This is a genomic window from Streptomyces sp. NBC_01439, assembly GCF_036227605.1.
Taxonomy (GTDB): Bacteria; Actinomycetota; Actinomycetes; order Streptomycetales; family Streptomycetaceae; genus Streptomyces.
On record NZ_CP109487.1, the window covers coordinates 1,884,739 to 1,909,195 of the forward strand.

Below are 24,457 nucleotides of genomic sequence, written 5' to 3' on the forward strand. Positions count from 1 at the left end.
GCACGAGCACCGACGGAGGGATTGCCATGGCGTTGCCCATGTGTCCACTGTGCAGCGACGACGAAGACGTCGTAGTGATCGGCACGTTCGGCGGCGGACGTCGACTCGTGAAGCACCGGTGCGGTTATGAATGGGAGCACAGGGAGCCCACCGTCCCGCGCAGGGACCCGCCCCGCTCCTTCCACGACCTCAAGGCCCGTTTTCCGAACGCAGAGGACGTCGATCGCGAGCAGTTGGAGCGCGCGGCCCTGCTGAAGGAGCAGTACCTCGCCGTCAAACCGGACCTCGACCCCGACGTGGCGGCCTACTGGTCGAAGTACCAGCAGGTCTTCTCCCCCGACGGGCTGTGGACCTGCGACCCCAGGACCCTCAAGGACTTCGCCAACTCCGAGGTAGGAGCCCACCCCGGCAACCAGGCCACCTTCAACTCCGCGTGGAACGACATGGGCGACACCGCGGCCGGGGACGCGACCCGCCAGACGATCGAGTACCTCCTACGCGGACCTTCCGACGTACCGCTCGAAGACCGGCTCGAGCACCTGCTGTCCGGCTCGAAGCCGTTCGCCATGACCGGCTTCAAGGAAGCCCTCCTCACGAGGGTCCTCTGCGTGACGAACCCCGACCGCTTCCTGACGATCCTGAAGTACACGACCCGGGCCGGCGGCAAGCGCGAGATCGCGCGGATGGTCTACGGCCTGGAACTGCCGTCCCCCGAATCGGTGAACCGGACCCGCGGCCGGCTCATCCTGTGGAGCAACGACCTGCTGCTCGACCTGGCCGGCGAGGGCTTCGCGAACCGACAGCACGCCGCCGCGTTCCTGTGGTGGGCGAAAGACCAGCCCGGAGGGCGACGGGCAGCCTGACCCGGGCCCCGCAGGTTCGCGGTTCCCGGTTCGCGGCCCGGCGGATCCGGCCTGCCGGAGGCCAGGTCCGCCGAGCGTCCGACGGATTGGCCGACCACTCGGCCGGGAGCCGGCACTCGGCCGGTTCCGGGTCGGCATACCCACACCCGTACCGACCGGACCAAATCCCACTGGAGCCTATCGCGCACGGCCCGATAGCAGACTTGGTGCCTCTTCAAACAATTCAAGGCGTACTTACCACTCATGATCGACCCGCCCTGCGCCGAGATGTGAGCAGTCTTCTTTCGTGTCAGCCTGGAAGTGACACGTTGCACCTTCACGGGGGTCTCTAAGCCGAGCAGATAAGCACTAGTTGCGACGCTGGAGGATCACGATGATGGACAGCAGGGATCAGAAAGAGCTTCAAACCACGCGGGCCTGGGCCGGCGTCCTAGTAGTTCTTATCGGCGATCTCGGTATAGCCCTATCCGCAATTCTGATTGCATTGCATCTCAAGATGGGCACCGAGTCGGTCGCCATCCTCACCAGCGCATTTACCGCAATAGCTTCGATAACCACTGCGTATTTTGGCATTCGGGCCGCCGCCAACACCGCGCAGAGCGCCGTGGCCGTAGCCTCCCGCGACGGCCAGGGCAGCAACAAGACACCAGGCAATCCGCCACTCACGAAGTGAATACATAGCCTTGCACCTGCGAGCCGCCAGAAAGGTAAGACCGGGGCACGACGCGGGTTCCAGGCGGACACACGTCTGCACGCCCTGGGGGCGAGGTTGAATGGCAGCCTCGTCGGCGTCACATACTTTCTCGTCCATCCCAACACGACGGGCCCAGACGTCTGCTTCCTGCAAGACGTTCACCGCACCAGAACTGCCCGGCCAAGGCGTTGCTCGTGCGCTGATCGTTGCGGTGTCTGAGTGGCCCCAGGCGCGCGCCTGCTGTCGTGCGTACGGGAAAACCCGGGAATCCAACAGTACGGCCCGGCATCCACACGACCAGCCAGCCGAGAATCCTCAACGTCGAGCACCTCCACGGGCCGGTAGCTGTCACGCCCGCAGGTACGAGTGCACCGCCTTCACCCCGTACAGGCCGATGGTGCGAGTCAGCCGCAGGGCGAGCGCGGTGAAGTACTTCTGGAACGCGTCGCATTTCCTGTACTAGGAGGTAGTGGTACCTCCCCCACGGCCCGTCGCCGACATGCTGCGAGGCGCAGGGTAACGCCACGCCCCTTGAGCACGTGGCCTTTCGCCTGCTCCCGCGTTTCGAACCGCCAGACCAGGCCGGCTTGCGTACCGTCTGCCCTCAGTACGCCCCACCTGCCGCGGGAGCGGGCGACAGTGGCTCCGCAGGAGTGGAAGTCGTCCGCCCAGTCAAAAGGGCCGGCAATCGCGGCAGCGCCGTCCCGGCCCGGGAAGGACAGACTGTGGCCGCTGCTGCGGACGGGTCCGCCCACGCCTCACGGCGCGATCCACCGGTGGCACGACTCCAGGATCCACGCGCGCACGCGTCGATCAGGCACCGGCCGTGAACGGGCCGAGGACCCCGCACCGATGCGGTGTGCTCCGCAGCGGCGGCGACGGACTGGCGCCGTTCCGCACGGCCGACGGGGAACCGTCCACCTCGACACCAACGGCGGGGAAGTCTGCCAGGCGCAGGTCGCGGCCGAGGACGGGGGGCATCAGCTCTGCTCCATAGCCGATTGCGTGAGCTCGCCGTCACTGGCTGGACCACGGCGCAACTGGCCGATTGCACCGTCCCTCCTCAGCTCCCGCGAAGTGCGACACGTCATCGGGATGTTGGCCGAATCCCGGCCGTTCGCAATGGATCGCCAGGATAATGAGCGAACCGACAGCTGAGCTCTGGGAGACCTTCAGTGGCAGTGGCAGGACAGAAGCGGCTGTTGCACGACGCGGTGGTGGTCGTCCCTGGCATCATGGGCAGTGAGCTGGTCGACACGGTGACCGGCAAGGTGCTCTGGGGTGCGCCCCACCTCTTCCGGTACACGGCTCGGATGCAGCTCGACCGGTTCAGGTCGTTGGCCCTGACCGACGACGAACGGGCTGGGCGTATCGGGCGGATCAGGCCGGGGGGACTACTCTCCGCCCATGAGTGGTTCCCCAACCTTGGCGGGATCGAGCCGTACAGCAAGATCGTCCGTGACCTCCGAGCCCATGCTGTCCATCCCCATGCGGTGGCGACCTTCGCCTACGACTGGCGACTTTCGGTTCGTCACAATGGCCTCAAACTCGCCGAGTTCGCCAACCGTCACCTCACGGCATGGCGTGCTCATCCCAAGCACGACCAGCACATGATGAGTTCAGGAGAAGAGCGGCCCGGTCAACTCCTCTTCGTCGCACACTCGATGGGCGGGCTGCTGGTCCGCGAGGTGTTCGCGACGCCGGGGGCGGCAGACGAGGTGGCCGGTGTACTCACTGCGGGCACTCCCTTCGCGGGCTCCGTGAAGGCGGCCGTCGTCCTCAGCACCGGCCGGAACGGCGCTCCGTGGCTTCCCCGCGAGGAACTGCGCGGGATCGGGCGGACCATGCCGGGGCTGTACGACCTCTTGCCCGGCTACCGGTGCCTGTGGGAGGGCGGCGATACCAGGCGTCTGACGGCCGCAGACATAGTGGCGATCGGCGGCGACCCGGACTTGGCGGCCGACACGCTGTCCTGGCAGCAGCAACTGGCAGGCGTTCAGCTTCGTGAACACAGTCTGGTGGTCGGCGTCCGACAGCCCACGCCCGCCAGCATGCACATCGATTCCGGAGAAGCGGTCGCTTCCGAGGAACTGCCGAGACGGAAGGAAGGAATGCCCTTGCAGCATCCGGACGGCAGCCCAATGCACCAGGTCCTGGGCGGCGACGGCACCGTTTGCACCGCCGCCGCACAGCACGGCGGGGCCCGCGAGATCCCCGTTGCACGCAAGCACGGAACGCTGATGTCCGGCAATCTGGTGCGCACCATGGCCGTGTCCGCGCTCAGTCGCATCCGCGGGATGGAGGAGCTCGGCGACATCCTCGGCGACGGCAAGTTCGGCCTCGATGCGCCCGAGGCCATCGGGGTCGGCGAGGAGTTCGCCATCCGGCTCGCAGGCACTTCGAACCCCGCCGCCGTGAACTGCACGGTGGAAGAGGTGACGGGATCGCGCGCCACTGTCCCCGCCGAGCTCCGCCGCGACCGCGAGAACGCGGACACCCTCTCCGCCACATGCATCCTGACCCAGCCCGGCCTCTACCGTATCGAAGTCTCTGGAGGCACCGAACCCGTCTCGCACTTCGTCATGGCCGCGGTGGCGGACGCCTGACCGATGCCCGGTACACAACCTGGCGTCGACAGCGGCGACGCGTACACCGCCGCAGTCGGCACGACGCTCAGCAGCGGCTACGGTGAGGATCACGTGGCGGAGATGCCGATCTTCGCCATCCCCGTCGACACCTTCAACGGCGAACTAGTCAAGGATGTCGCCGCCACCGCAGAGGCCGCCCGCATCACAGATCTGCTGGGTCAACTGGGCGCGGTCGCCCGCCCGTGGGATCGGGCGGCGCCGACCGACCTGACCGCCGTCGACGACCGGCTGGCGGACTGGGCCGCAGGGGGCGGCGCCAGGACCTCGGCCTTGCTCTGGATCGGCCACGGCAGATCACTCGGGCAGCGGGCCGAACTACTCGTTCCGGCAAGGGCGGACAGCGAGCGGGACGCCGCGTTCGTCCCGCAGAGCCTGGCCCGGCACCTCGACGACGAGTATCTGTCCCGAGAGGAACGGCACTGGGCGCTGGTCATGGTGGAAGCCTGCGGCGCCGCCGGCTTCATGGATCAGGTGGAGGGCGAGCTCCGCTGGCTACAGCGGACCACGGGCAGGGATTTCGGCGCGCTGCTGATCGGGTCCGGGGAGAACCACGGCCCGGGGCACCTTGGGACCCTGTACACCGAACTCAATCGCGTCCTGGCCGGCTACACCGACCATGACGTCGATATCCGCCCGGCGGACCTTGCCGCCCGGCTCGACGGCAGCCAGGGGCTGATCGTCAAGCCGGTGGGTATCGGCCGCTGTCTGCCGCTGCGCCGACGCCCCGTACAGCCGCTGCCTGTCACAGCCACGGTCGAGGACTACCAGCGCCTCCACCGTCTGCTCGACGCATCGAACGACAGCGCGCTCGCTCACTTCCTGCGCAAGGGGGTGTGCAGCAGGTCAGCTGAGCTGTCCTGGGGATTCACCGGCCGCACCGCCGACCGGGAAGCCGTCGCCGCGTGGCTCGCCGACACCACCGCACCGGACATCCTCGCCGTCACCGGCGACCCCGGCGTCGGCAAGTCCGCGTTCCTCGGCAACCTGCTGATGCACGCGCACCCGGAGATCGGCAGCGAACTGGAAGCAGCGGGTTTCAGCGAAAGGCTCCAGCCAGGACTCAGCCTGCCGCCGTTCGACGCGGTCGTACACCTCACCGGAGCCGATCCCGACGAGGTGATCGACCGACTCGCCCATACGTTCGATATCCCGAACATCCTCTCGCCCGAACTCTCCGCCGAGGGCCGCGTCGTCGCACTCGAAACCGCACTGCACGGCCGTGGAGCGGTGCACATCCTCGCCGACGCCCTCGACGAGGCGGACGAGCCGCTACTCGTCGCCGACCTGCTGCGCGAGCTGGCCCAACTGCCAGGCGTCCGGCTGATCGTCGGCACCCGCCCCGACGCAGTACCGTCGGCTCCGGGAGCGGCACCGGGGCGGACGCTGCTCGACGCGCTCGGCGAGGGGACCGGGCAGGCACGGGCGCATTGGTTGGCAGGAGACCCGGAAGCGGCACGTAGCTACGTCGATACGAGCCTGCGGGAGCTCGGGAGTCCGGAGACCGTAGCGTCCGTCGCAAACACCGTGGCAGAACGTGTTGCTGATGAATCCTGGCAGTTCCTTCAGACGGCACTTGTCGTCAGGGAGATCGAGCAACGGCCCGAGCTGCTCACCCCCAGCCTTCGCCCGGACCTCGACCGACTGCTGACCCAAAACGGGCGCGGCCTCCTGGATGGTGCGCTCGCGCGCATCACCGACGAGTTCCCCGCCGCAGAACACCTGCTCACTGCCCTCGCCCACGGCCGCGGCCGCGGCGTGCCGCGCGCGGACCAGGTGTGGGCCACCATCGCCCGGGCGTTCGCCCCGGACGGCACAGCCCCCGCCGACACCGACATTACCTATCTGCTCGACCGCGCCGCCGCCTATGTCCTGCTCGACGGTGATGAACGGCAGACAGTTCACAGGCTCGCCCACCGCACGTTCTCCGACGCGCTCAGGGCACAGTCCGGGGCCGACCACAGGGTCGCCGTCGTTCGCGCCCTAGTCGAACTCATTGAGCACGGAGCCGAGTTGTCCGACAGGCCGGCCAACGACTACCTCGTGCGCCATCTCTCCGGCCACGCCGCAGCCGCAGGACCCGCAGGCTGGCGCGAGCTTGCGGCGTCCACGCGCGCCCTGGACGAGACGGCTCTACCCGATCTCGGCCGGGACGTCCTCGCGGCCCGCCTGACGCTTCCCGCGGGAGGATCCGCCGAGGGCCTCCCCCCAGAAGTGCTGGGCAGCCTGACCGCAGCACCGCTGATCCGTGCAGCCCGGCCCTCCGACCGACCGGGATTGCGTCAGCTGGGCGCTCTGCGTACCACCGGCCGGCTGCCCCAGGCAGGCCCCGGGGCGTCGTGGTGGGTGAGCTGGGGGCTGTTGCGTCGCCACGCCCCGCACCTGACGCTCGGCGGGCACACTCGGCCGGTCCGCGCCCTGGCTTCCTGGAACGAGGGCAGCGCCAGGTTTGTCAGCGGGGCGGAGGACGGCTCGGTCATGGTCTGGGATCCGTGGTTCAGCCACGCCCCGATCGCGGTGGTGCCAGGTCCGCCCCGCGCGGGGCTGACGGCACTGGCCGCCTTTCCCCCGACGGCCAGCGGCCACGGGCCGCGGGTGGCCGTCGCCCACGGCAATCGGACGGTTCGTGTGTGGGACGTATCCAGCGCGCCGAAGAAGGTCGCCGAGTTCGACACACCAACCTTCGTGACAGGCATGGCCGTCGCGCCGAGTGGGAGTGGGCGGCTGACGCTGGTCGGGCCGCAGCACTACGTCGCCGTGGTGGACCTCGACAAGCAGGTGCCGCGCCCACAGGTTGCCCCCACGACTTACGGGAAACCGCGCACCGTCATCGCGATCGACGCCCGGCGCGTTGTCACCAGCACCGACACCCGCCTCGTCCTCTGGGACGTCACAGGGGAGAAGCCGAAGCGGGTGGCCAAGGTAGCCACGACCAACCCACAGGCTGCGCTCACGCTGCTTCCCGGTGCCGGGCGGGCGACACGTCTGGCCAGCGCCGCCACAGAGAACGGCGCACGCCAAGTGACCTTCTGGACCGTCGACGCGGACGACCGCCTGGTTCACGACGATGCTCCCATGGACACCGGATCCGCCGACCTGGTCACCCTCGCCGGTATCGCAGGCCCTGGCGACACCGCGCGGCTGCTGACCGCGACCAGGGACGGCGTCTTCCGGCTGTGGGACCTCTCCACCCGCAGCAGCATCACCGAGATCCGCGCCGACGGTCCTGTCGGCGCGGCTCGGCTCACCACCGTCGCCGGACCACCCGGCCTCGCAGAGGCCACCGCGCTCCCGGTCACGGCCAGCTCGCTGGATACCCGAATCCGGATCTGGGACCCGACGCCCCAGGAGGCGGCCGGCCTTCAGGTCGCAACTTCGGGCGCGCAACGCGTCACGCGCATGCTCGCCACCGACGGCGAAGAACTGATCACGGTCCACTGGGACGACGGCACGGAACGAACCTTCGCCGCCGTTGACGGGACCGAGCGCCGGGCCGAGGGGGCCAGGTCCGCACCGCTGCCCCCGTGGGACATCGGCCTGCCCGACAACCTGGGAGCACCCGTACGAGACCGGGCGACGCTCGAGCGCGGGCGGACCGCCGTAGCGGTCGAGGACGGAGTCGTGGTGCTGGAGACGGCACCGACCGAGTTGCAGGCGTGGAAGGAGTCAGTTCCGGATGATGGCATTCGACGGCGCGAGCCCCCAGGAGATCATTGACAAGCTGTTCGTGGGGAGCGACGCGCCCTACGGCCCCTACGAGTGCGTCAAGAGGCCCGAACCGCTCGGCGACCGCATGCTATGGGCCACGCTCCAGCGCCCCGGGGACGAGTCCGACCTCTTCGACGCCTTCCTGTTCGGCAAGATCTTCGGCGTGGCGGGCGAGCTCTGGGAGCACGAGGTCCGCAACCTGCTGCGCCTCCAAGCAATCGGGCATCCCGCGCTGCCGGAGATCGTCGACGGAGGACTCGACGCCGGACTCGGAGTCGCCTTCACCATGACGAGGCAGATCGGCACCCGGCTGAGCGAAGCCTGGGACCGCGATGACTTCCCGCAATGGGTCAGGGACAACCGCAGCCTCGCCTTCGAGCAGTACAGTCTCCTCGTCGACGCACTCAGTCAGTTGCACGGAGCGCGGATCCTGCACCGGAACCTGACTCCTGGCGCGATCACCATCCGCCAGAACGGCGATGGCCGGTACGCTTTCGCCCTCGGGCGGTTCGAGATGAGCGCGCTGCTCGGCAACCTGGTCAGGACCCTCTACGCGCCGTCCAGGAACGACGAGTATCGCACTCTGATGAACACGCTCTACCTGGAGCCGCCCGCTGGCATCGAACGTGCCCATCACCTTGCCTACCTCGCGCCCGAGACCTGGCCTTCGCTTTTCGACGAGGCGCCCGAGCCCCGGCGCGACTGGAGCAGCACGGACGTCTTCGGCCTCGGCGTTTTCGGCTGGGAACTGTTCTGTGGGCCGCTCGCCGAGACGCTTCCGGAGCCGTACACGGCGATCTCCACCGCCGGTCCGGGTGAGTTGCCCGGTGCCCTGAAGACCCTGCACACGAAGATGCGCCAGCATCTGCAGGCCCAGGCCGGCCGGGGCATCCCCCGTGAACTGGTTCGAGTTCTGGACGGGATGCTCGACCCGGAGCCCGGCGCGAGGCGCTCCTCGTTCGAGGCAGCCCGCTCATTGGAAGAACACTGGGGGGCGATCTGTGATCTATGGGAGGACATCGACCCCGAACGGCAGCCCCACCTGGTCGCGTTCATGCCGGCCGAGTCAGTCGACACCGTGTACCGACAGCGCCAGTGGATCGCCCACAGCCCCGAGGAACCCACCGGACGCGACGAACTCCGGGACTTTCTGAAGTGGGAGTTGAGACAAGCCGAATTGGTGTGGTCTCCGGGCGGCGCGAAGGGCTTCGTCTCCGGGCGTGAGGAGCGCCTGCAGCAGGCCGAGTGGGCGCTGATCGGTGAACAGGCCGTCTGGTTCTGCGCGTTCCTCTACGACGAGACGTTCTCCGGGCAGATCCGGACCAGGCACACCCGCACGCTGGTCATCAAGTACCTGGTCGACCGGCGCTTCGCCCAGGAGATCCTCGCGGCCCGGCCGCGGCGCCGGATCGGCAGGATAGACCTCGTCGCGTACCGTGCCCGCCAGGATCTCAGCGCTCACTTCAAGGACCGCCCTGACTGGACGCCGCTCACCGATGCCGTGAAGGCCGGCCGAGCTGCCCACGACCCCGGGAACCAGCAGTTGCTGAGGTCCATGGAGTTCATGCTCGACTATCAGGGCGTCATTCAACGGGCCCGGCAGTACCCGTACACCAGGGTCGAGGAGGGCAACAGCGGCAGCACTCACATCCTGCAGATCGATCGTGACCGCGACCCCGAGTACCGGCACAGCAGCCCTCTGCTGACCGCCTTTGCAGCCGATCCCCGGCGCCGTCCGGAACTCGGCGACTTCGCGGCCTCCCTCCTTGCCGAACAGGCGGAGAAGGACGGCGAAGTCGCGCTCGACGTGGTGGCCGGGGAGGGCACCCCGTACTTCGGCCGCGACCGGATGCAGGTCACGCTGGTCGGCCGCAAAGACGCGGACACCGTGGAGGTGCGTACCTCTGACGCAAAGCAGCTTCCGCCCGTCGGCTGGCTGCGGCCCGCCCAGGACCGGGGCACAGCCATCCAGCTCAGCAGGATGGCGCGCGGCGTGGAGGCCCTGCGGCAGAAGCAGGGGCTGATGCGTGCCCTGCACTCGCCCTCTTCGATCACCATCAACCGGGGTCAGTGGCACCCGAACGATTCCGACGAGAGCCCGCGATTGACCGGCAACGCCATGAAGATCATCGGAAGGATGCTGGAGACCCACCCCTTCTTTGCCCTTCAGGGCCCGCCCGGCACCGGCAAGACCACCATCGCGACCCGCGCCGTCCAGCGCTACCTGTGGGCCGAACCCGGGGCACGGGTCCTGGTGAGCGCGCAGTCGAACGGCGCGCTCGACCACCTCGGGCTGCGGCTTGTCGAACAGTTGCAGTCCGAACTCGAGGAACGGCGAGTACTACTGCTGCGGGAAATCCCGGACTCGCGGGGATTGGACAGCCTGCCGCCGGTCCTTCGCCCATACACGCTGACGCAACTCTCCGAGAACCTCAGGGACGACATCCACCGGGCAGCCCAGCGGATGTCGGCCCCCGGCCCGGACGGGGCAAGCATCGCCGGGGCCGAACTCAGGCTCGCGCGGGAGTGGGCAGACCTCGTCGAGAACAACCTCCTGGAGGTCTCCGACAGAATCAAGGCCGGTGCCAACATCGTCCTTGCGACCTGCTCGATCGCCGGCACGCTCAGCGAAGAGATCCGGGACGCCTCCGACATCTTCGACTGGGTGCTCATCGAAGAGGCGGCCAAGGCCTGGCCCACCGAGATCATCATGCCACTGGTACTCGGCGTGCGGTGGACACTCATCGGCGACCACCGCCAGCTCGGCCCGCACCGGGCCACCGACGTGCGCAACTTCCTCGAGACGCTACGGGAGAGCGGCAACGTGCAGGTCGCCCGCCACGTCGAGATGGCCGAGAGCTACCTTGCCCACCTCGAGCTGTTCGGGACGCTCTTCAAGAAGGACGAGCAGCAGCACCGACCCGGCTCGCCCCTGGACAAGCTCGAGCAACAGTTCCGTATGCACCCCGACATCGCCGAACCAGTGGCGCGGGCCTTCTACCAGCAACGCGGCGAGGACGGCGAGGTGAGGTACGACCCGACGGGCCTGCCCGAGAGTTTCCTCATCACCCCGCCCACAGGACTCGCCAAGCGCCACGAGCTGACCACACCGCCCTACCTCGCGGGCAGCCCCCTGGTCTGGCTCGACACCTCGCACCGCCGCGACTGTGCCGACAAGCCGTACTGGCGCAACGACGGCGAGGCGAAGCTGGTCACCGAGCTCGTGGACCAGCTCGCCGGCACTGCCCACAGCGACTCCCTGGACCTCGCCGTGCTCACCCCGTACAGCCAACAGGTACGCGCTCTGAAGCAGTTCGGAAACTTGCGGAATCACGTGCACACGGTTCACTCGTTCCAGGGGCAGGAGGCGGACCTGGTGATCGTCTCGCTCGTCCGCTCGACCGTGCAGGGCCCGGACACCCGCCACAACGTCGGGCACGTGGCGCAGGCCGAACTCGTCAACGTCCTGTTGTCCCGGGCTCGCAAGCTACTCGTCGTGGTCGGTGACCTGCCCCACTTCGAGGAGCACGGCGGCGAGGCCTGGAAACACGTCACCACGGTGTTCCGCCGCATCGGAAAGATCAAGGACGCCGTGCAGGAGCCGCTCGTATGAACGTCACCATCGCCGTTCCCGTCCGCGCCGTCACCCTCACCCTGGTGCTCGGTCCCGAGCAGGGCGCGACCACCCTGGAGGGACTGGCCGCCCGGGCTGTCGCCGCCGGCCGTCGGACGGTCGCCGACCTTGCGGACCTCTTCACCCTGCCCCGCCGGGTGATGCTCGACGTCGTGCACGGCCTGTGGACCAAGGGCTACGTCTCGGTGGACTTCTCCGAAGGCCGACTCGAACTCACCGACACCGCCAGGGACCTGATCGCCCAGGGCTCCGCCCTCGCGAGCGCGGGGGTCCAGCAGGAGCAGCGGAAATTCGTCTACGAGCCGATCACCGGCAGCGTGTTCACCTACGCCTCGTCCCTGTCGTCCCCGCCCGCCGGAGCCATCGAGGCCCCGGTCCGCCAGGGCATCGGCACCGACGACCTGCCGCGCGGCGAACTGCTGCGCGCCGTGAGCTCGGCGATCCGGTATGACCGGCGCAACCGTGGCCTCCGCCAAAACGTCCTCGACGTCTCCTTCGGCAACCCGCTACTCAGCGCCGACGGCTCGATGCGCTGGCTGTCCGTGCGTGGTGCCGTGCACAGCGACTTCGACACAGGACGTCTCTCCGTCGAGATCTCCGACGACTCCGAATGGAACCAGCAGGCCAGGGACCGGTTCCGGAACGAGATCGCGTTCCTCTCCGAACAGGATCCGCCCCACCCCTTCGTCGCCAGGCTCCGGGACGTGGCTGAGCCGAGTCGTCCCGCGCGCACCGACCTCGGCTACCTCGGTAGCCGACTCACCCGGCTCGCCGACGCCGCAGCGGCCACGCCTGCGACCAAGCTGAAGCTGGCTCACGAGGAACTCCAGACCGCCGCGCGCAGACTTGGCGAACGCATCGACTACCTGGCCGGCTTCCGGGCTGCAGCCGAACCGGTCGCGGTCGGCGAGGGAGTCCGTTGGACCAGGTCCGACCTCATCCGATCAGCCCGCCGCCAGATCGTCATCGCCGCCCCCACCATCGAGTACGGGCCGCTCAAGGAGATCCTGCCAGACCTCGAGGACGCGTTTGAACGGGACGTCACCGTCGTGCTCCTGTGGGGCACCTTGGTGAACACCTCCCTCCCCAACAAGGTGGCGAACGCGCTTCACGACCTCAAGGCTCGGTACGGCGACCGGATGATCTTCGCCGACCGCGGGGCCCGCATCCGTGCCAGCCTGGTGATCCAGGACGACGAACAAGCCTGCATCGGCTCCCGCAGCCTGCTGACCGGCGACCCCGGCGGCTGCGTGCTCGTCCGACGCGCCGAGGGCGCCGCCGAACCTGCACGGTGCGTGGTGGACCTGCTCATCTGGGCACGTCGGTACTTCCCGCACTGGCATGCCGGCCGTCGGATCGCGTTCCGACCGGAGGACCTCGGCCGGAACACCGGCATCGAGCCGGCCCCCGTGCCAGCGCCGGTAGCCCGCAACCTGCCCGAGCTCCCAGAGGAAGCCACTCGGGACAGTGCAGTCGCCCGGATCCGTTGGGCTGCGGACTGGCGGGACACCGCCATGCGGCTGACCGGTGCGGTCGAGGGCCTCCACACCGGAGTTCCGGTGGTCCTGATGGCCGAGGACGCCGAGTACCAGTCTCTGCTCCACCACGCGCTCCACTCCGAGGTCCGCCGAATTGCCATCACGGACGACGACGCGGATCACGACGCCTGCGGCGATGCCCTCGGACGCCACCTGCAGGAACAGCTTGAGGACGGCGCAACCGTTCACCTCTTCCACCCGGTGCCGGCCGGCCCCACCGCCTCCGAGGCCTTCGAACAACTCACTGCCACCGTCCGCCGCGCAAGGACACTGCGCCACGCAAGGGCGACCACACGGTCGGTGGTCTGCGACCAGGTGGTCCTCGTCGGCAGTTGCTCACCGCTCGTCCGCCGATCCCACCGAACAGACGCCGACATGCTCAGCGGACACGTCGGCCTGCAGATCCTCAGCGCGGACTTCGCCGCCCGCCACACCCATGAACTCGGCATCGCCAACTGGCACAGCGCACCGGCGCAGGATGCGCCAACAGCACCGGCCGAAGCGGCGGAGGACCGCGCCTGGACCGACCTGGAGGAACTCCTTCGAGCCCCGGAGTCATGGGGCGAGTTGCGCAGCCAGGCTGTCAGTACGCTCCTCTCCCGATCCCAGGAGGAACCGCAATGGCAGCGCTGGGCGAACTGGCTGATCGAGGATGCCTGGCGCCGCCACGCCTTCGTAGAAGCCCACTTGCTCGCGCCGCTGACAGCAGGCACGGGCCCGGTGTCACCGGAACTAAGCACCGTCGCCGTGCCGGTCGAATACGGCCCGACCGGCGATTCGCTCTACTACGCGGCGCTCGGCCTCCCCGCTCGACGCGAGGAGCGGGCCGTGGGCCTGACCGGAGCCATCGCCGAACTCCTGCTGTGGGGCGGCCCGGCAGGCGCGGATGTCTTCGCGGAGCTGTCAGCGGATGTCACTGAGGTTCCCCTGCCCACCGTCTGGCGCGAACTCGGCCAAAGAGCCGTCGCCTACCACGAGGCCACCGGACGGGCACTGCCGCTGCGACAGCTGGCCTCGGAAGCCGGACGCACCCGGCGCGCCGAGCAGCTCGCCCAGGCTCGGCAGGTACTGACGCAGCGCGTCGAGGATTTCCGCCCCGCCCGGCAGGCCTTCGCCTTCCGTGGCGGCTACTACTTGCACGATCACCTGTTCGCCGCAGGCGGGCTGATGTCCCGCATCCAGGAAGTTGCCAGCGCCCCGGACCCAGGCACCGCCGACACGTACGCGGAACTCAAGTCGGACCTACCGGCTGGCCCGGACATCCTCCTGTACCTCGACAAGATCGTCGCCGATGGCCACCATCCCTCGATCCAGTGGACCAACTACAACCTGATGCGCTACGCGGCTCGTGCCGCCGACATCGTCGCCAACGCCCGCGAGGTCATCGCACTCATGGAGGAACTCGCCACAACCTCGAACGGCAGCACCGGCGCCGACGGCCACTATCACGAGGTCACCCGGCTCATCCGCGATCGCTGGGACGAGCTGTTCCAAGAGGCGGAGGCCTTGGGTCCGTTGCACGCACAGCCCTCCCTCGCACTGTTGCACCGCCTTCGCCCCCTGAACCACGCCGGTGGAGCCCAATGAGAGAGCGGAGCCGGCCCATCGGATTCATCAAGCGGAACGCATCGCACGAAGCGGCACCAGATCGACACAGGAGACAACATGAGCATGCCGCTGCGTGATCTGCTCGCCGACTGGCCCGACCGATTCCGTCACCAGGCCGTCCTCGTCGCACTCGCGGCAGACAAGGATCCCGACCCCCGGCAGTTGGCCATGGCTCTGCTCGACACCTACCACGGCCCGACCACCCCGACCGAGGTGTACCACCGCCTACTCGAGGCCGGCGAGTTCGAGCTCGCCGACGGTATGCTGACGGACTGCCGTGAGCTCCGCGACGGCGCCGCCAACTTCCGACAGGCACTCGGCAGCGCCCGCGCGGCGGCCGACGAGGCGGTGCGGTTGAAGGTCGCCGAACTGCGGCGACGGGCCGAGAACGCGGACATCGCGCCGCCCGCCGGACTGGACACAGACGATCTCAGGAAACGCACACGACTCCGCACCGCTCCCGTCGCGACTCTGCTGGCGCAGCACGAGAAGATCCTGACCCAGGACATCGCGACCGCCGTCGACGCACTGCGTGCGAGCACCGTTGCCGACGAGCGGGGCCCGGCACGGACCGCCTACCTGAACGACCTCCTCGCTGCCGGCCAGCTGCGGGTTGCCCGCGCCGTACTCGAACGGGAACCACCTGGTGCGCTGCTGCCGGAGGCCGTTCCGCAACTCCAGCCCTGGCGTGCAGCCTTCGACCCCGACGTGGTCTGTCAGGTCCTGGTGGATCCGAGCGCTCCGCGGGTGGCGGAGTACCAGCGGTGGGAGCCCGCCGACCCAGTTGCCCGGGCGCTGCTCGACGCCTACGACGACCTGATGTCCGAGGAGAGCTGCACCCGACAGGCAGTGGTCGCGTTCACTTCTGCGCTGGGCCGCTTCCTCGGAACGGGCGACCAGCTCGCGCCGGTCACCGCCCGCCCGGACGGCGCCGGATTCCTGACCTCCCTCGACGGACTCTTCGCCGAGGACCCACTGCGCCACCTCCACGACACCGACCGTGTCGACTTGTTTGTCTCAACGCCCAACAGCCCGGGCCTGCCGAGCGACCTCGCCGGGCTGCAGCAGTGCATCGCAGTTGGGCGCGGCCTCACACCCTCGGGTTACCTTGGCGGAGAACCATGCGCCGTGCTGTCCACCCGCGACCTTCTGCGGCTGCTTCCCCTCACCACACACCGGCCCACCGCGATGCTCCGCCTGCTGGCCAGGCAGTGGCCGCTATCCGTCCTCGCCGGGCGGAGCCCCAAGGATCTCAACCGGCTACTGGGCGACGGCGAGACCCGGTGGCAGCGCCTCCGCTGGATCGTTGACCTCGCGGGTCTCGGCGACGCCGTGGTCGTCGACGAAATGGAGTCGGCAACCGGCTTCGACATCGGCCTGCTGCACACCATGCTTCACCGGGCCGCGCCCGATCAGCCCCGGACCACCCTGCTTCCGGGCGGCCGCTTCGCCTCGTGGCAGGGCGACACCGACCTGGTGCGCGCCATGGAGGAGCACCTGGAGGGCCGATGCCAGGATGAGGCGACCCTGGTCACCCTGTGGGCGACACTGTACGTGGCGGAACCGGACGGCCGCGTTCGCATGGACGACGTCCGAGCGGTGGCCGCCATGGTGGCCACCGGGAAGGACACCGCAGCCGCAGTCGCCGCCGGAGCAGCCGCACTTGCCGCCGATGGGTTCCTCCGCCCCGACGACGAGGCCGACCACTGGCTGCTGCCCCGGGCGAAGGTACTCGGTATGCTCGCCCAGGACGCCGAGGAACGACTGACCCGCGCCGTCGCACGCCTTCCGGCCGCGACGGCCACCGAACCCACGGACGCTCAGTCGGCCCTGCTCGCGCAGCTCACCGGCTGGCGCAGCAACCGGCACCGCCTCGCCCCCGACTTCGCCGCCTACCAGTCCCTGACTGGACTAGTCTCCACAGACCGCGACAAACTACTCTCCACCGCCAGCCGGGTGCTAGCCCAGACCGAGGCCGGAGCCCGGCTCGCGCCTGACGGAAGCTCACGACTGGACCACGTGCTCAGAGAACTGGCGGCCGAACTGGGCGCGGTCCACCCGCAGGTGGAGGTCGACATCCGCTGCCCGGCCAACGCCTACTCCGCCCTCTCGGCGGACGCCCTGCGAGTGGTCTTCTACGAAATCCTGGAGAACGCGGCCGAATCCGTGTCCGCCATCGGCGGCGGCACCGTACAGGTCATCGTCCAGATCGACGATCCCGACCTCGTCGTCGACGTCCTCGACAGCGGGGAGGGACTCGTAGGACAGTTCCAGGACCGCCCCACCCTGGTGTTCCGGAAGGGGCGCACGACGAAGGGCCCCCACCGGGGAGACGGGTTGCACCAGGTGCGCAGCATCCTGGCCGACGTGGCCGAGGGCCCCGCCGAAATCACCCTCGGACCCGCGGGAGACGCACACCCGACCCTGCGGGGAGTGCACGTACGCCTCGACCTTCCCCAACCCGCCCGCAGGGTCGACCGGTGACGCCTCCCGCCCGCACGCATCCCGGCCCGCACGGCCGACGGGGAGGCCCAAGCCCCCAGATCCCCCTGCCACACCACGGCCTGCCCAGCGCCTGCGCCCGCAACACGGGCGCCCTCACCTAAGAGAGGGCGACATGGCACACCGGAAAGACCGTCACTCCTGGCGATGTGAGCAGGACGTCTCCCCTGGAGCTGCGTGCCTTCGCCATCTCGCTTGGGCATGCGCTGCGAACAGGAAGGTGAGCTACCGCGACGTCGGGCGATCTCGCTCCCCAGCCGGGCCCTCATCGGCGTACGTATGGCCATTGAGGTCGTGCAGGACCTGGCCGACGGCCGCGTCATGGAGCAGGCCGTTCGTGACGGGCTCATCAAGGTCACCGCTACCCGGCGCAACGACTGGCAGCGCCACTACCAGCAGGTCGAGGACGAGTTGAACGACCCGCGTACGCTCGCCCTGCCCGACCGGGAGGCCCCCAGGTCCTCGCCAAGGCCCCATGGAGACCGCACCACTCAACCGTGCCGATCTCCGCGCCACCACAGCCCCCTGCAGCTCGGCGTAGGAGAGGCCTACATCCGGCTGCCTGACGACCAGATCCGCAAGCTCCGTACTCCCCGACCCCCCGACCCCCCGACCTTCGAGGTCTCCCCCGCGGCCTGGCCGAGGTCGAGCGGTACTGCCTCAATCGGTACTTCGACCCGCCCGGGCCAGAGGTACGTCTCTCATCTCCCCTTGCCCATTTCCCTCGGATGCGACGGAGGGCATGATTTGACCTCAGAGGGGGGAGGAAAGCCGCACTTCAAGTCTTCGGAAAGGTGGGCAGAGAGCGACTGTCTGATCCAAAGCTTACGCCCGGTGCTTCCAAAGGCAGGCTTCCCGCCACCCTCCACGGGCTTCCCGTATTCGGAATCTCAAGAAACTCATGTTTACCCCCTTTAAGGATCTCCAGTTCTGGGGTTACTTCATATACACCGCCAGGAGACTCAACTCCAAGCGTGAGGTTGACCTCCAGAGCATCCCCTTTGGCTAGGTTCACTTTGAAGCTCTTAAGCTGCTTGTCCTTCTCGTCAGTGATTACACTTACGGAAGGTTGACGGTCAACGCTTTGGTAGATGTTTCTGACGTATACCAAACTTCCCCCACCCCGCTCGCAAGGAATCACGCCCGTGGCCATCCTTGGCTTATCATCAATTCTTCGCGCATTGTTGCGGATACCCAGCACGACAACGGACTCATCGCGTTCTGTCGTAAGTACGAAGCGAATGACAATGGCCCCTGGAACGCTTTCTTTTGACTTCAGCCAGGACTCCAGTTCTGGGGTGCACGCCCCCTTCACATTCGCCGGCGTTTTGGTGATCGCTGCTACTGAAGCCGGGGTGACCCATGCAAATCCGTTTTCTTGCGATACAACGGAAATTTTGGGCTCTGGTAGATGTCTGGGGGGGTAGCCACTGGGGCCACGCAGCCGCTGCGCCGATAGCCGTTCCGACGAGCGTGACGACCGCCCCGAGTGCAGCCCACACCAGTTTCCCTCCACCGAGCAGCTTATTGAGCCTGCTAAGGGCTGTCCCGTAACTGATCTTTGAGTCGACGCTGGTGTGGTTGGTCGTGGTGGTGCGGGTCGCCGCCTATCCGGCGAGGGCGAGGTTGTGCAGGCGGGCGATGCCGAGCATGGCGTGGTGAACGCCGTCGCCTTTGAGACGGCAGTCACGGAGGATCTTCCAGGTCTTCATGCGGGCGAAGACGTGCTCGACGCGGGCACGGACCTGCTTGTGGGACTTGTTGTGCGCCTGCTTCCAGTCGGGCAGGTCTTCGCCCTTCCGGCGGCGGTGGGGCATGACGAGTCCGGTGCCGGGATAGCCGCCGTCGGCGATCGTGAGTGTTTCGCCGACGGCGGCTTTGACGCCGGACTCTTCCCAGGCCTTGCAGTCGTTGCGGTTTCCCGCGAGCGGCCGGCCGACCACGACGACCAGGCGCGTGTCGGCGTCGATGACGATCTGGTGGTTCGTGGAGTACCGGTAGTTCTTCGACTGCGCCGAGATGGCGTGGTCGCGGGTGGGCACCAGGGTGCCGTCTACGATCAGCACAGTGAACCGTTCCGGGTTCGGTAGAGAGCTCAGATGTTGGTTGTGACCTGGGGTTTCGTGGTGCTCAGGTAGTGGTTGGTTTCGTATTCGGCGGGCGGGATGTGCCCTATCTCACCGTGGAGCCGGGTGTGGTTGTACCAGTCGGTCCATTCGGCGGTGGCGAGCTCGACCTGGGCGAGGGATCGCCAGGGCCGCTGCGGCTTGATCACCTCGGTTTTGAAGAGGCCGATCGTGGACTCCATCAGCGCGTTGTCGTATGCGTTGCCGACCGATCCGATCGAGGCGGCGATGCCGGCCTTCTCCAAGTGTTCGGCCAGCGTGAAGGACGTATATTGCGAGCCCGCGTCCGAGTGATGAACCAACTCGCCTGGCAAGGGCGGGTGTTGGTCGCGGTCGCGTTGCCACAGTCCCATGTCCAGTGCGTCCAGGACGAGCCGGGTCTGCTTCGTGGTCGAGGCGGACCAGCCGACGATGCGGCGGGAGAAGGTGTCCACGACGAAGGCGACGTAGACGACGCCGGAGAACGTGGCGACGTGGGTAAAGTCGGCGACCCAGCAGCGGTTCGGCGCGGACGCGACGAAGTCGCGGTCGACCAGGTCCGGCGCCCTGGGCGCGGAGGGGTCCGGGATCGTGGTGATCACTCTCTTGCCGCGGACGGCGCCGGTGATGCCGAGCTCGCGCATCAGCCGTTCGACGGTGCAGCGGGCCACGGTCTGGCCCTGGCGGTTCAGGTGCCGCCAGATCTTCCTCGCGCCGTAGACACGGTAGTTGGCGTCGTATGCCTCCTTGATCAAGGTCTTCAGCTCGGTGTCGCGAACGGTGCGGGCCGAGGGTGCCTGCCGGCGTTTGTGGTGGGCGTAGTAGGTGGACGGGGCGATCTTGCAGTCGTGCTCGGTCAGAACACGGCAGATCGGCTCGACTCCGCCGAAGCGGTCCCGGTGCTCGTCGATGAACGCTACGAGCGTGTGTGTGGCCGGTCGAGCTCGGCCGCGAAGAAACTCGCCGCGGCCTTGAGGATCTCGTTCGCCCGCTTCAGCTCGGCGTTCTCCTTCTTCAGCCGCTTCAGCTCGGCCGACTCCTCCGTCGTCGTCCCGGGCCGGGTCCCGGCGTCGATCTCGTCCTGACGGACCCACTTGCGCAGCGTCTCGGTCGTGCCGATGCCGAGCTTCGCGGCGACCGCTTTCATCGCGGCCCACTCGGTGTCGTAGTCGGGCCGCACCTCGGCGACCATCCGCACCGCACGACGGCGCAGCTCAAGCGGGTACTGGGAAGGACGTGCCATGACTCGATCCTCTCAAACGATCGAGTCCCTACCGAACCCGGAACGGTTCAGCCCTTAGTAACGCGCCGCAAGAAGATGGTTCGGGGTGGTTGCGCTGACTGAAAGATCACAGTCAGCCCGTAGCGCCCCCGACTGAGAGGTTGCCAAGTCGCACCTGCACGAGCTGATCAAGCGGGGTCGGGTCCCGTTTCGTGTCGTCTCGTTAGGCAACCGGTATCGAGTAATCATCGCATCGCTCATCGGCTATCTGGAGGCAACCTGAGGAGTGCGGGGTATCGCTGATGGTATGAGTGTTTGCATGAGGTGGGTACGCGATGAGCAAGCCGATCAGCAAGACATCACTCAAGGGCGGCACGACCCGGTACCGCTTTGTGACCGATGGTCCGCGGCGGCCTGATGGCCGCAGACGCCAGATGAGAAGAACGCCTCAAATTACGACAATGCCATCCGGCCCGCGCGATTGTTTCGTTCGTAATGCCGCTGAGCACGTGCGCGTTTCGCGCGACGCGCCACGAAAGGCGGCCTTTATCGAAGCAATCAAACAGGATCGGCTCTTCGGGGTGATGCTCCTGACCCTCACTGCTGAGCGTCCCGCCGAGGCGTGCGGCACTCTCTGGGAGCAGGATTTTACGACCGCAGCCTTCCCAAGCGGTCGCGGAACAAGGTGGTGCAGCGTCCGTGACGTCTTGTGACACGACAGCCCACACAAACGATCAAGGGCCTTGCCTCACCGAAGTGAAACAAGGCCCTCATCTGCGACTACGGGAAGATTCCCTAGTCGGGACGACAGGATTTGAACCTGCGACCCCTTGACCCCCAGATGTGCGGGCCACCGGGATTGTCTGCACATAACAGATTTAATCCGGGCGCAAGTTGTGCGTGGGGAGGGCTATCGTGCGCCATCGCGCACACCGTATGGTCCCCAACTGGTCCCCAGGGCCCCTCGGAGGAGCACTCGCGGCAGACACCTCCGAGGCAGCCACCGCTGCCCAGCATCCGCCGGCAAAGCGCAGAGCCGGGTTGCGGCGCGCGGCGTTTGTCACGGGCTGCTGGCCATGCTCCTCGGGTGTGCCTGGGCCGACCCGATCGCCGCCCTGGTGATCGCCTCCGTAGCCGTCAAGGAAGGCCGTGACGCCTGGCGCGGCGAGTCCTGCTGCGGCCCCATGCCTGTCGGCGACGCGATCAAACCTGGCGAGACCGAGGCCAACTGCACGTGCCCGCCCGGCTGCGACTGCTGCTGACAGTGCACGCGGTCAGCTGAGCACGTCGATCGCATGCCGAAAGACCCCGTTACCCCGTCGACACGGGCTCGCCTCCTCACGGTGATGGCGTCACCCGGCTCACGGAGTCAGCTCCCGCAGGTCCAGCGGCATTCTCCAGAAGTTGCGTCGGCGTGCGGCATCGAGCTCGCTCTGGAGTGGAGACGGAGGCACAACGAGAACAGGGCAGGCGGCGTGCGCGAGGCAGTAGCGAGCCACCGAAGGGCGGACGAGGCGGCGCAACGCGGCGCGTGATCCCGTGCCGACGACGAGGAGGTCGTCCACGTCGCGGGCAGCGTCCACGAGGGCCGCGCCCGGGGTCCCCCGTACCGTGAGGCCGGCGACAGTGACACCGGGCTTTACGGCACCGAACGCCGTATCGAGGACCTCGCGGAGTCTTTCGACAACCGCGGCGCGGCATTCCGCCAGGGCGGAGGGCCCGAGGCTGTTGCGGCTTCCGAGCTCACCGCCCGGTAACTGCCAGGCCAGGACGACCCGCAGCTCCGCGTCGCGCACGCGGGCCTCTGCGGCCGCCCGGTGCAGCGCGGACAGACTCCCCGGCGTTCCCGTCACACCGACCACGACTCTTCGCACGGCCTCTTCCCTCTCTGCTTCGTCCACCAGTTCCCATAGAAGAGCCGGAATGGAGGATGACGTGATGTTGCTGATGGCCTTCTAACGCGGAGATCCGTAACCATGACGGGATTCTGATGCCCGTGGCTCCGGCCGTCAGTGATCCGTAAGAACATGGCCGGTCGCCGTATGGGTCCCGTTACGAGGTGGCCACAGGTGCAGGGGTGCGGGGATAGCTTCGATGACGCGCCCCGGCCCGCCTCCCCGCAGCCGGGGCGCCAATCGCCACTCGTGGTTCCTCAGGGAGGGCCCCATGTGTTTGTTCCTGTACGACGACGACCCCGAGCCTGAAGAACAGGCCCCGGCCGGGCCTTTGTACGTGCCCGCCCGGCCGGGAGGAGCACACCAGGTGGTGCGGCTGTTCCGCACCCCGTTGGGAACCCGTACCGCCGTCGGCTTCACCAGCCCGGACCGGCTCGCCGCCGCGCTCGGCACGGCCCAGCCCTGGATCCGGCTCTCCGAAGCCGCTCTCCGGGCAATGTCCGAACCGCTCGGGGTGAACCTGCTGACCGTCGACCCGACCCTCACCGCTCCCCCGGTCACCGCGGCCGCGAGCACCGCCCTGCTCGCGGCACCGGTCACGCAGGCACCCGGAACCACGGCCCGGACGGCCTGAAGGGATCACACATGACTATCACCGCGCTCTCCGCCATACCGACCGACGCGCGTGAACTCTCCATATGGCCCGCGTCCATGACGCCACTCCCGCACGGCGGCCTGGCCGTCGGCGGGGTACCCCTCACCGAGATCGCCGACCGGTTCGACACACCGGCCTACGTGCTGGACGAGGGCGAGGTGCGCGGGCGCTGCCGCACCTACCGGAACGCGTTCCCCGACGCCGATGTGCTGTACGCCGCCAAGGCGTTCCTGTCCCGCGCCATGGTGCGCTGGGTCCAGGACGAGGGACTGGGCCTCGACGTGTGCTCCGCCGGGGAGCTGGAGCTCGCCGTCACCGCCGGCTTCCCGCCCGAGCGCATCGTGCTGCACGGCAACGCCAAGTCGCCCCGCGACCTGGCGGCGGCGCTACGCCTCGGTGTGGGGCGGATCGTCATCGACAGTCCGTCCGAGATCGCGAGGATCGCGGCCGCCGTCGGCCCCGACGGGCGCCAGAAGGTCATGGTGCGGGTGGTGCCGGGCGTCTCGGCCGGCGGCCACGACAAGATCCGCACCGGTACGGACGACCAGAAGTTCGGTCTGTCCCTCACCGACGGGGGCGCGCAGCACGCCGTCACACGGATCCTCGGCCAGCCGCAGCTCGAACTGACCGGCCTGCACTGCCACATCGGCTCCCAGATCTCCGACGTGAAGCCCTATCTGGTCGCGCTGCGCCGGATGGTGGGGCTGATGGCCCGCATCCGCGACGCGCACGGCGTCGTCCTGCCCGAGCTGGACATGGGCGGCGGCCACGGCATTGCCTACCGGCCCGGTGAACCCGCCTTGGACCTGACCGCGCTGGCCCGACGGCTGCGGGCGGAGCTCATTGAGGGCTGCGCCGCTGCCCGGCTGACCGTCCCCCGGCTTCTCATCGAGCCCGGGCGGGCCGTCGTCGGGCCGGCCGGAGTCGCGCTGTACCGGGTGCTCGCCGTCAAGCACACCGGCGAAAAGGTGTTCGTCGCCGTCGACGGCGGCATGAGCGACAACCCCCGGCCCGCCCTGTACGGGGTGCGCTACGCACCCCGCCTGATCGGCCGCCGCTCGACGGCCGGACCCCGTACGACCACGGTCGTCGGCCGCCACTGCGAGGCCGGCGACGTCCTCGCCGCCGACGTGCACCTGCCCGGCGACATCCGCCCCGGCGACCTGCTCGCCGTTCCGGTTGCCGGTGCCTACCAGCTGTGCATGGCATCCGGCTACAACCTGGTCGGCCGCCCCGCCGTCGTCGCCGTCCACGAGGGCACTGCCCGGCTCCTTGTCCGGTGCGAAACCCTGCAGGACTACCGGAACCGGGACATCGGCATCTAAGACCACGCCAAGGCACGTCCGCCGCCTACGCTTCTTCATGTCTTCATGGTGAGATGCGGGAAG

14 protein-coding genes and 1 pseudogene are annotated in these 24,457 nt (G+C 68.2%); 11 read left to right on the forward strand and 4 right to left on the reverse strand.

Translation table 11 applies throughout. The features are described from left to right. Window positions 1–26: 26 nt before the first annotated feature. The 7 genes from OG207_RS08250 (at window position 27) to OG207_RS08280 (ending at window position 17,174) form a co-directional block, all read left to right on the forward strand. Complete coding sequence (locus OG207_RS08250; protein WP_329097276.1) at window positions 27–863, forward strand: hypothetical protein; 837 nt, start codon at window positions 27–29, stop codon at window positions 861–863. Between the two features lie 373 nt (window positions 864–1,236). After that, window positions 1,237–1,536, forward strand: a complete 300-nt coding sequence (locus OG207_RS08255) for a hypothetical protein (RefSeq protein ID WP_329097277.1) — start codon at window positions 1,237–1,239, stop codon at window positions 1,534–1,536. 1,223 nt (window positions 1,537–2,759) lie between these two features. Further along, window positions 2,760–4,163 (forward strand): lipase/acyltransferase domain-containing protein, encoded by a 1,404-nt coding sequence (locus OG207_RS08260; RefSeq protein ID WP_329097278.1) that lies wholly within the window; start codon window positions 2,760–2,762, stop codon window positions 4,161–4,163. Between the two features lie 474 nt (window positions 4,164–4,637). Further along, window positions 4,638–7,919, forward strand: a complete 3,282-nt coding sequence (locus OG207_RS08265) for a hypothetical protein (RefSeq protein ID WP_329097279.1) — start codon at window positions 4,638–4,640, stop codon at window positions 7,917–7,919. Then, window positions 7,879–11,523 (forward strand): AAA domain-containing protein, encoded by a 3,645-nt coding sequence (locus OG207_RS08270; RefSeq protein ID WP_329097281.1) that lies wholly within the window; start codon window positions 7,879–7,881, stop codon window positions 11,521–11,523. Before OG207_RS08265 ends, OG207_RS08270 begins: the two co-directional genes overlap by 41 nt. Beyond that, window positions 11,520–14,669 (forward strand): hypothetical protein, encoded by a 3,150-nt coding sequence (locus tag OG207_RS08275; protein WP_329097282.1) that lies wholly within the window; start codon window positions 11,520–11,522, stop codon window positions 14,667–14,669. Before OG207_RS08270 ends, OG207_RS08275 begins: the two co-directional genes overlap by 4 nt. A gap of 78 nt (window positions 14,670–14,747) precedes the next feature. Further along, window positions 14,748–17,174 carry an ATP-binding protein gene (locus OG207_RS08280; protein ID WP_329097284.1) on the forward strand — a complete coding sequence of 809 codons (2,427 nt, stop codon included), beginning with the start codon at window positions 14,748–14,750 and terminating at the stop codon, window positions 17,172–17,174. Between the two features lie 796 nt (window positions 17,175–17,970). On the opposite strand, the gene OG207_RS08285 is transcribed toward OG207_RS08280, so the two are convergent. The 3 genes and pseudogenes from OG207_RS08285 to OG207_RS08295 all read right to left on the reverse strand — a co-directional run bounded on the left by OG207_RS08285 (window position 17,971) and on the right by OG207_RS08295 (window position 20,540). Then, on the reverse strand, window positions 17,971–18,393 hold the full coding sequence (locus OG207_RS08285; protein ID WP_329097286.1) for a hypothetical protein: 423 nt from the start codon (window positions 18,391–18,393) through the stop codon (window positions 17,971–17,973). Window positions 18,394–18,799: 406 nt separating this feature from the next. Continuing rightward, window positions 18,800–19,261 (reverse strand): annotated as a pseudogene (locus OG207_RS08290) (transposase); the annotation flags it as partial. Between the two features lie 26 nt (window positions 19,262–19,287). Further along, window positions 19,288–20,540, reverse strand: a protein-coding gene (locus tag OG207_RS08295) for an IS3 family transposase (RefSeq protein ID WP_402697823.1) whose coding sequence is annotated in 2 segments (ribosomal slippage) — window positions 19,288–20,261 and window positions 20,261–20,540 — 1,254 coding nt in all. Because the reading frame shifts where the segments join, the coding sequence is not laid out codon by codon here. Between the two features lie 314 nt (window positions 20,541–20,854). Here OG207_RS08295 and OG207_RS08300 point away from each other — a divergent pair. Next, a complete protein-coding gene (locus OG207_RS08300) occupies window positions 20,855–21,232 on the forward strand; it encodes a hypothetical protein (protein WP_329097290.1) in 378 nt (125 codons plus the stop codon). 363 nt (window positions 21,233–21,595) lie between these two features. After that, a complete protein-coding gene (locus tag OG207_RS08305) occupies window positions 21,596–21,781 on the forward strand; it encodes a hypothetical protein (RefSeq protein WP_443072688.1) in 186 nt (61 codons plus the stop codon). A 99-nt stretch (window positions 21,782–21,880) separates the two neighbouring features. On the opposite strand, the gene OG207_RS08310 is transcribed toward OG207_RS08305, so the two are convergent. Then, the gene (locus tag OG207_RS08310) at window positions 21,881–22,393 is read right to left on the reverse strand and encodes a universal stress protein (RefSeq protein WP_329097291.1); all 513 of its coding nucleotides are present in this window, start codon (window positions 22,391–22,393) and stop codon (window positions 21,881–21,883) included. Between the two features lie 292 nt (window positions 22,394–22,685). Here OG207_RS08310 and OG207_RS08315 point away from each other — a divergent pair, with 292 nt between their 5' ends. Further along, the gene (locus OG207_RS08315; protein ID WP_329097292.1) at window positions 22,686–23,048 is read left to right on the forward strand and encodes an SAV_915 family protein; all 363 of its coding nucleotides are present in this window, start codon (window positions 22,686–22,688) and stop codon (window positions 23,046–23,048) included. 11 nt (window positions 23,049–23,059) lie between these two features. Beyond that, window positions 23,060–24,394 (forward strand): diaminopimelate decarboxylase, encoded by a 1,335-nt coding sequence (gene lysA / locus OG207_RS08320; RefSeq protein WP_329097293.1) that lies wholly within the window; start codon window positions 23,060–23,062, stop codon window positions 24,392–24,394. Window positions 24,395–24,457: the final 63 nt, after the last annotated feature.

Excerpts from the sequence above, each read along its gene's own strand:
- OG207_RS08315 (WP_329097292.1), top strand. The coding sequence starts at position 22,686 with ATGTGTTTGTTCCTGTACGACGACGACCCCGAGCCTGAAGAACAGGCC.
- OG207_RS08305 (WP_443072688.1), top strand. The coding sequence starts at position 21,596 with ATGCTCCTCGGGTGTGCCTGGGCCGACCCGATCGCCGCCCTGGTGATC.
- OG207_RS08280 (WP_329097284.1), top strand. The coding sequence starts at position 14,748 with ATGAGCATGCCGCTGCGTGATCTGCTCGCCGACTGGCCCGACCGATTC.
- OG207_RS08255 (WP_329097277.1), top strand. The coding sequence starts at position 1,237 with ATGATGGACAGCAGGGATCAGAAAGAGCTTCAAACCACGCGGGCCTGG.
- OG207_RS08250 (WP_329097276.1), top strand. The coding sequence starts at position 27 with ATGGCGTTGCCCATGTGTCCACTGTGCAGCGACGACGAAGACGTCGTA.
- OG207_RS08275 (WP_329097282.1), top strand. The coding sequence starts at position 11,520 with ATGAACGTCACCATCGCCGTTCCCGTCCGCGCCGTCACCCTCACCCTG.
- OG207_RS08265 (WP_329097279.1), top strand. The coding sequence starts at position 4,638 with ATGGTGGAAGCCTGCGGCGCCGCCGGCTTCATGGATCAGGTGGAGGGC.
- OG207_RS08300 (WP_329097290.1), top strand. The coding sequence starts at position 20,855 with ATGAGCAAGCCGATCAGCAAGACATCACTCAAGGGCGGCACGACCCGG.
- OG207_RS08270 (WP_329097281.1), top strand. The coding sequence starts at position 7,879 with ATGATGGCATTCGACGGCGCGAGCCCCCAGGAGATCATTGACAAGCTG.
- lysA (WP_329097293.1), top strand. The coding sequence starts at position 23,060 with ATGACTATCACCGCGCTCTCCGCCATACCGACCGACGCGCGTGAACTC.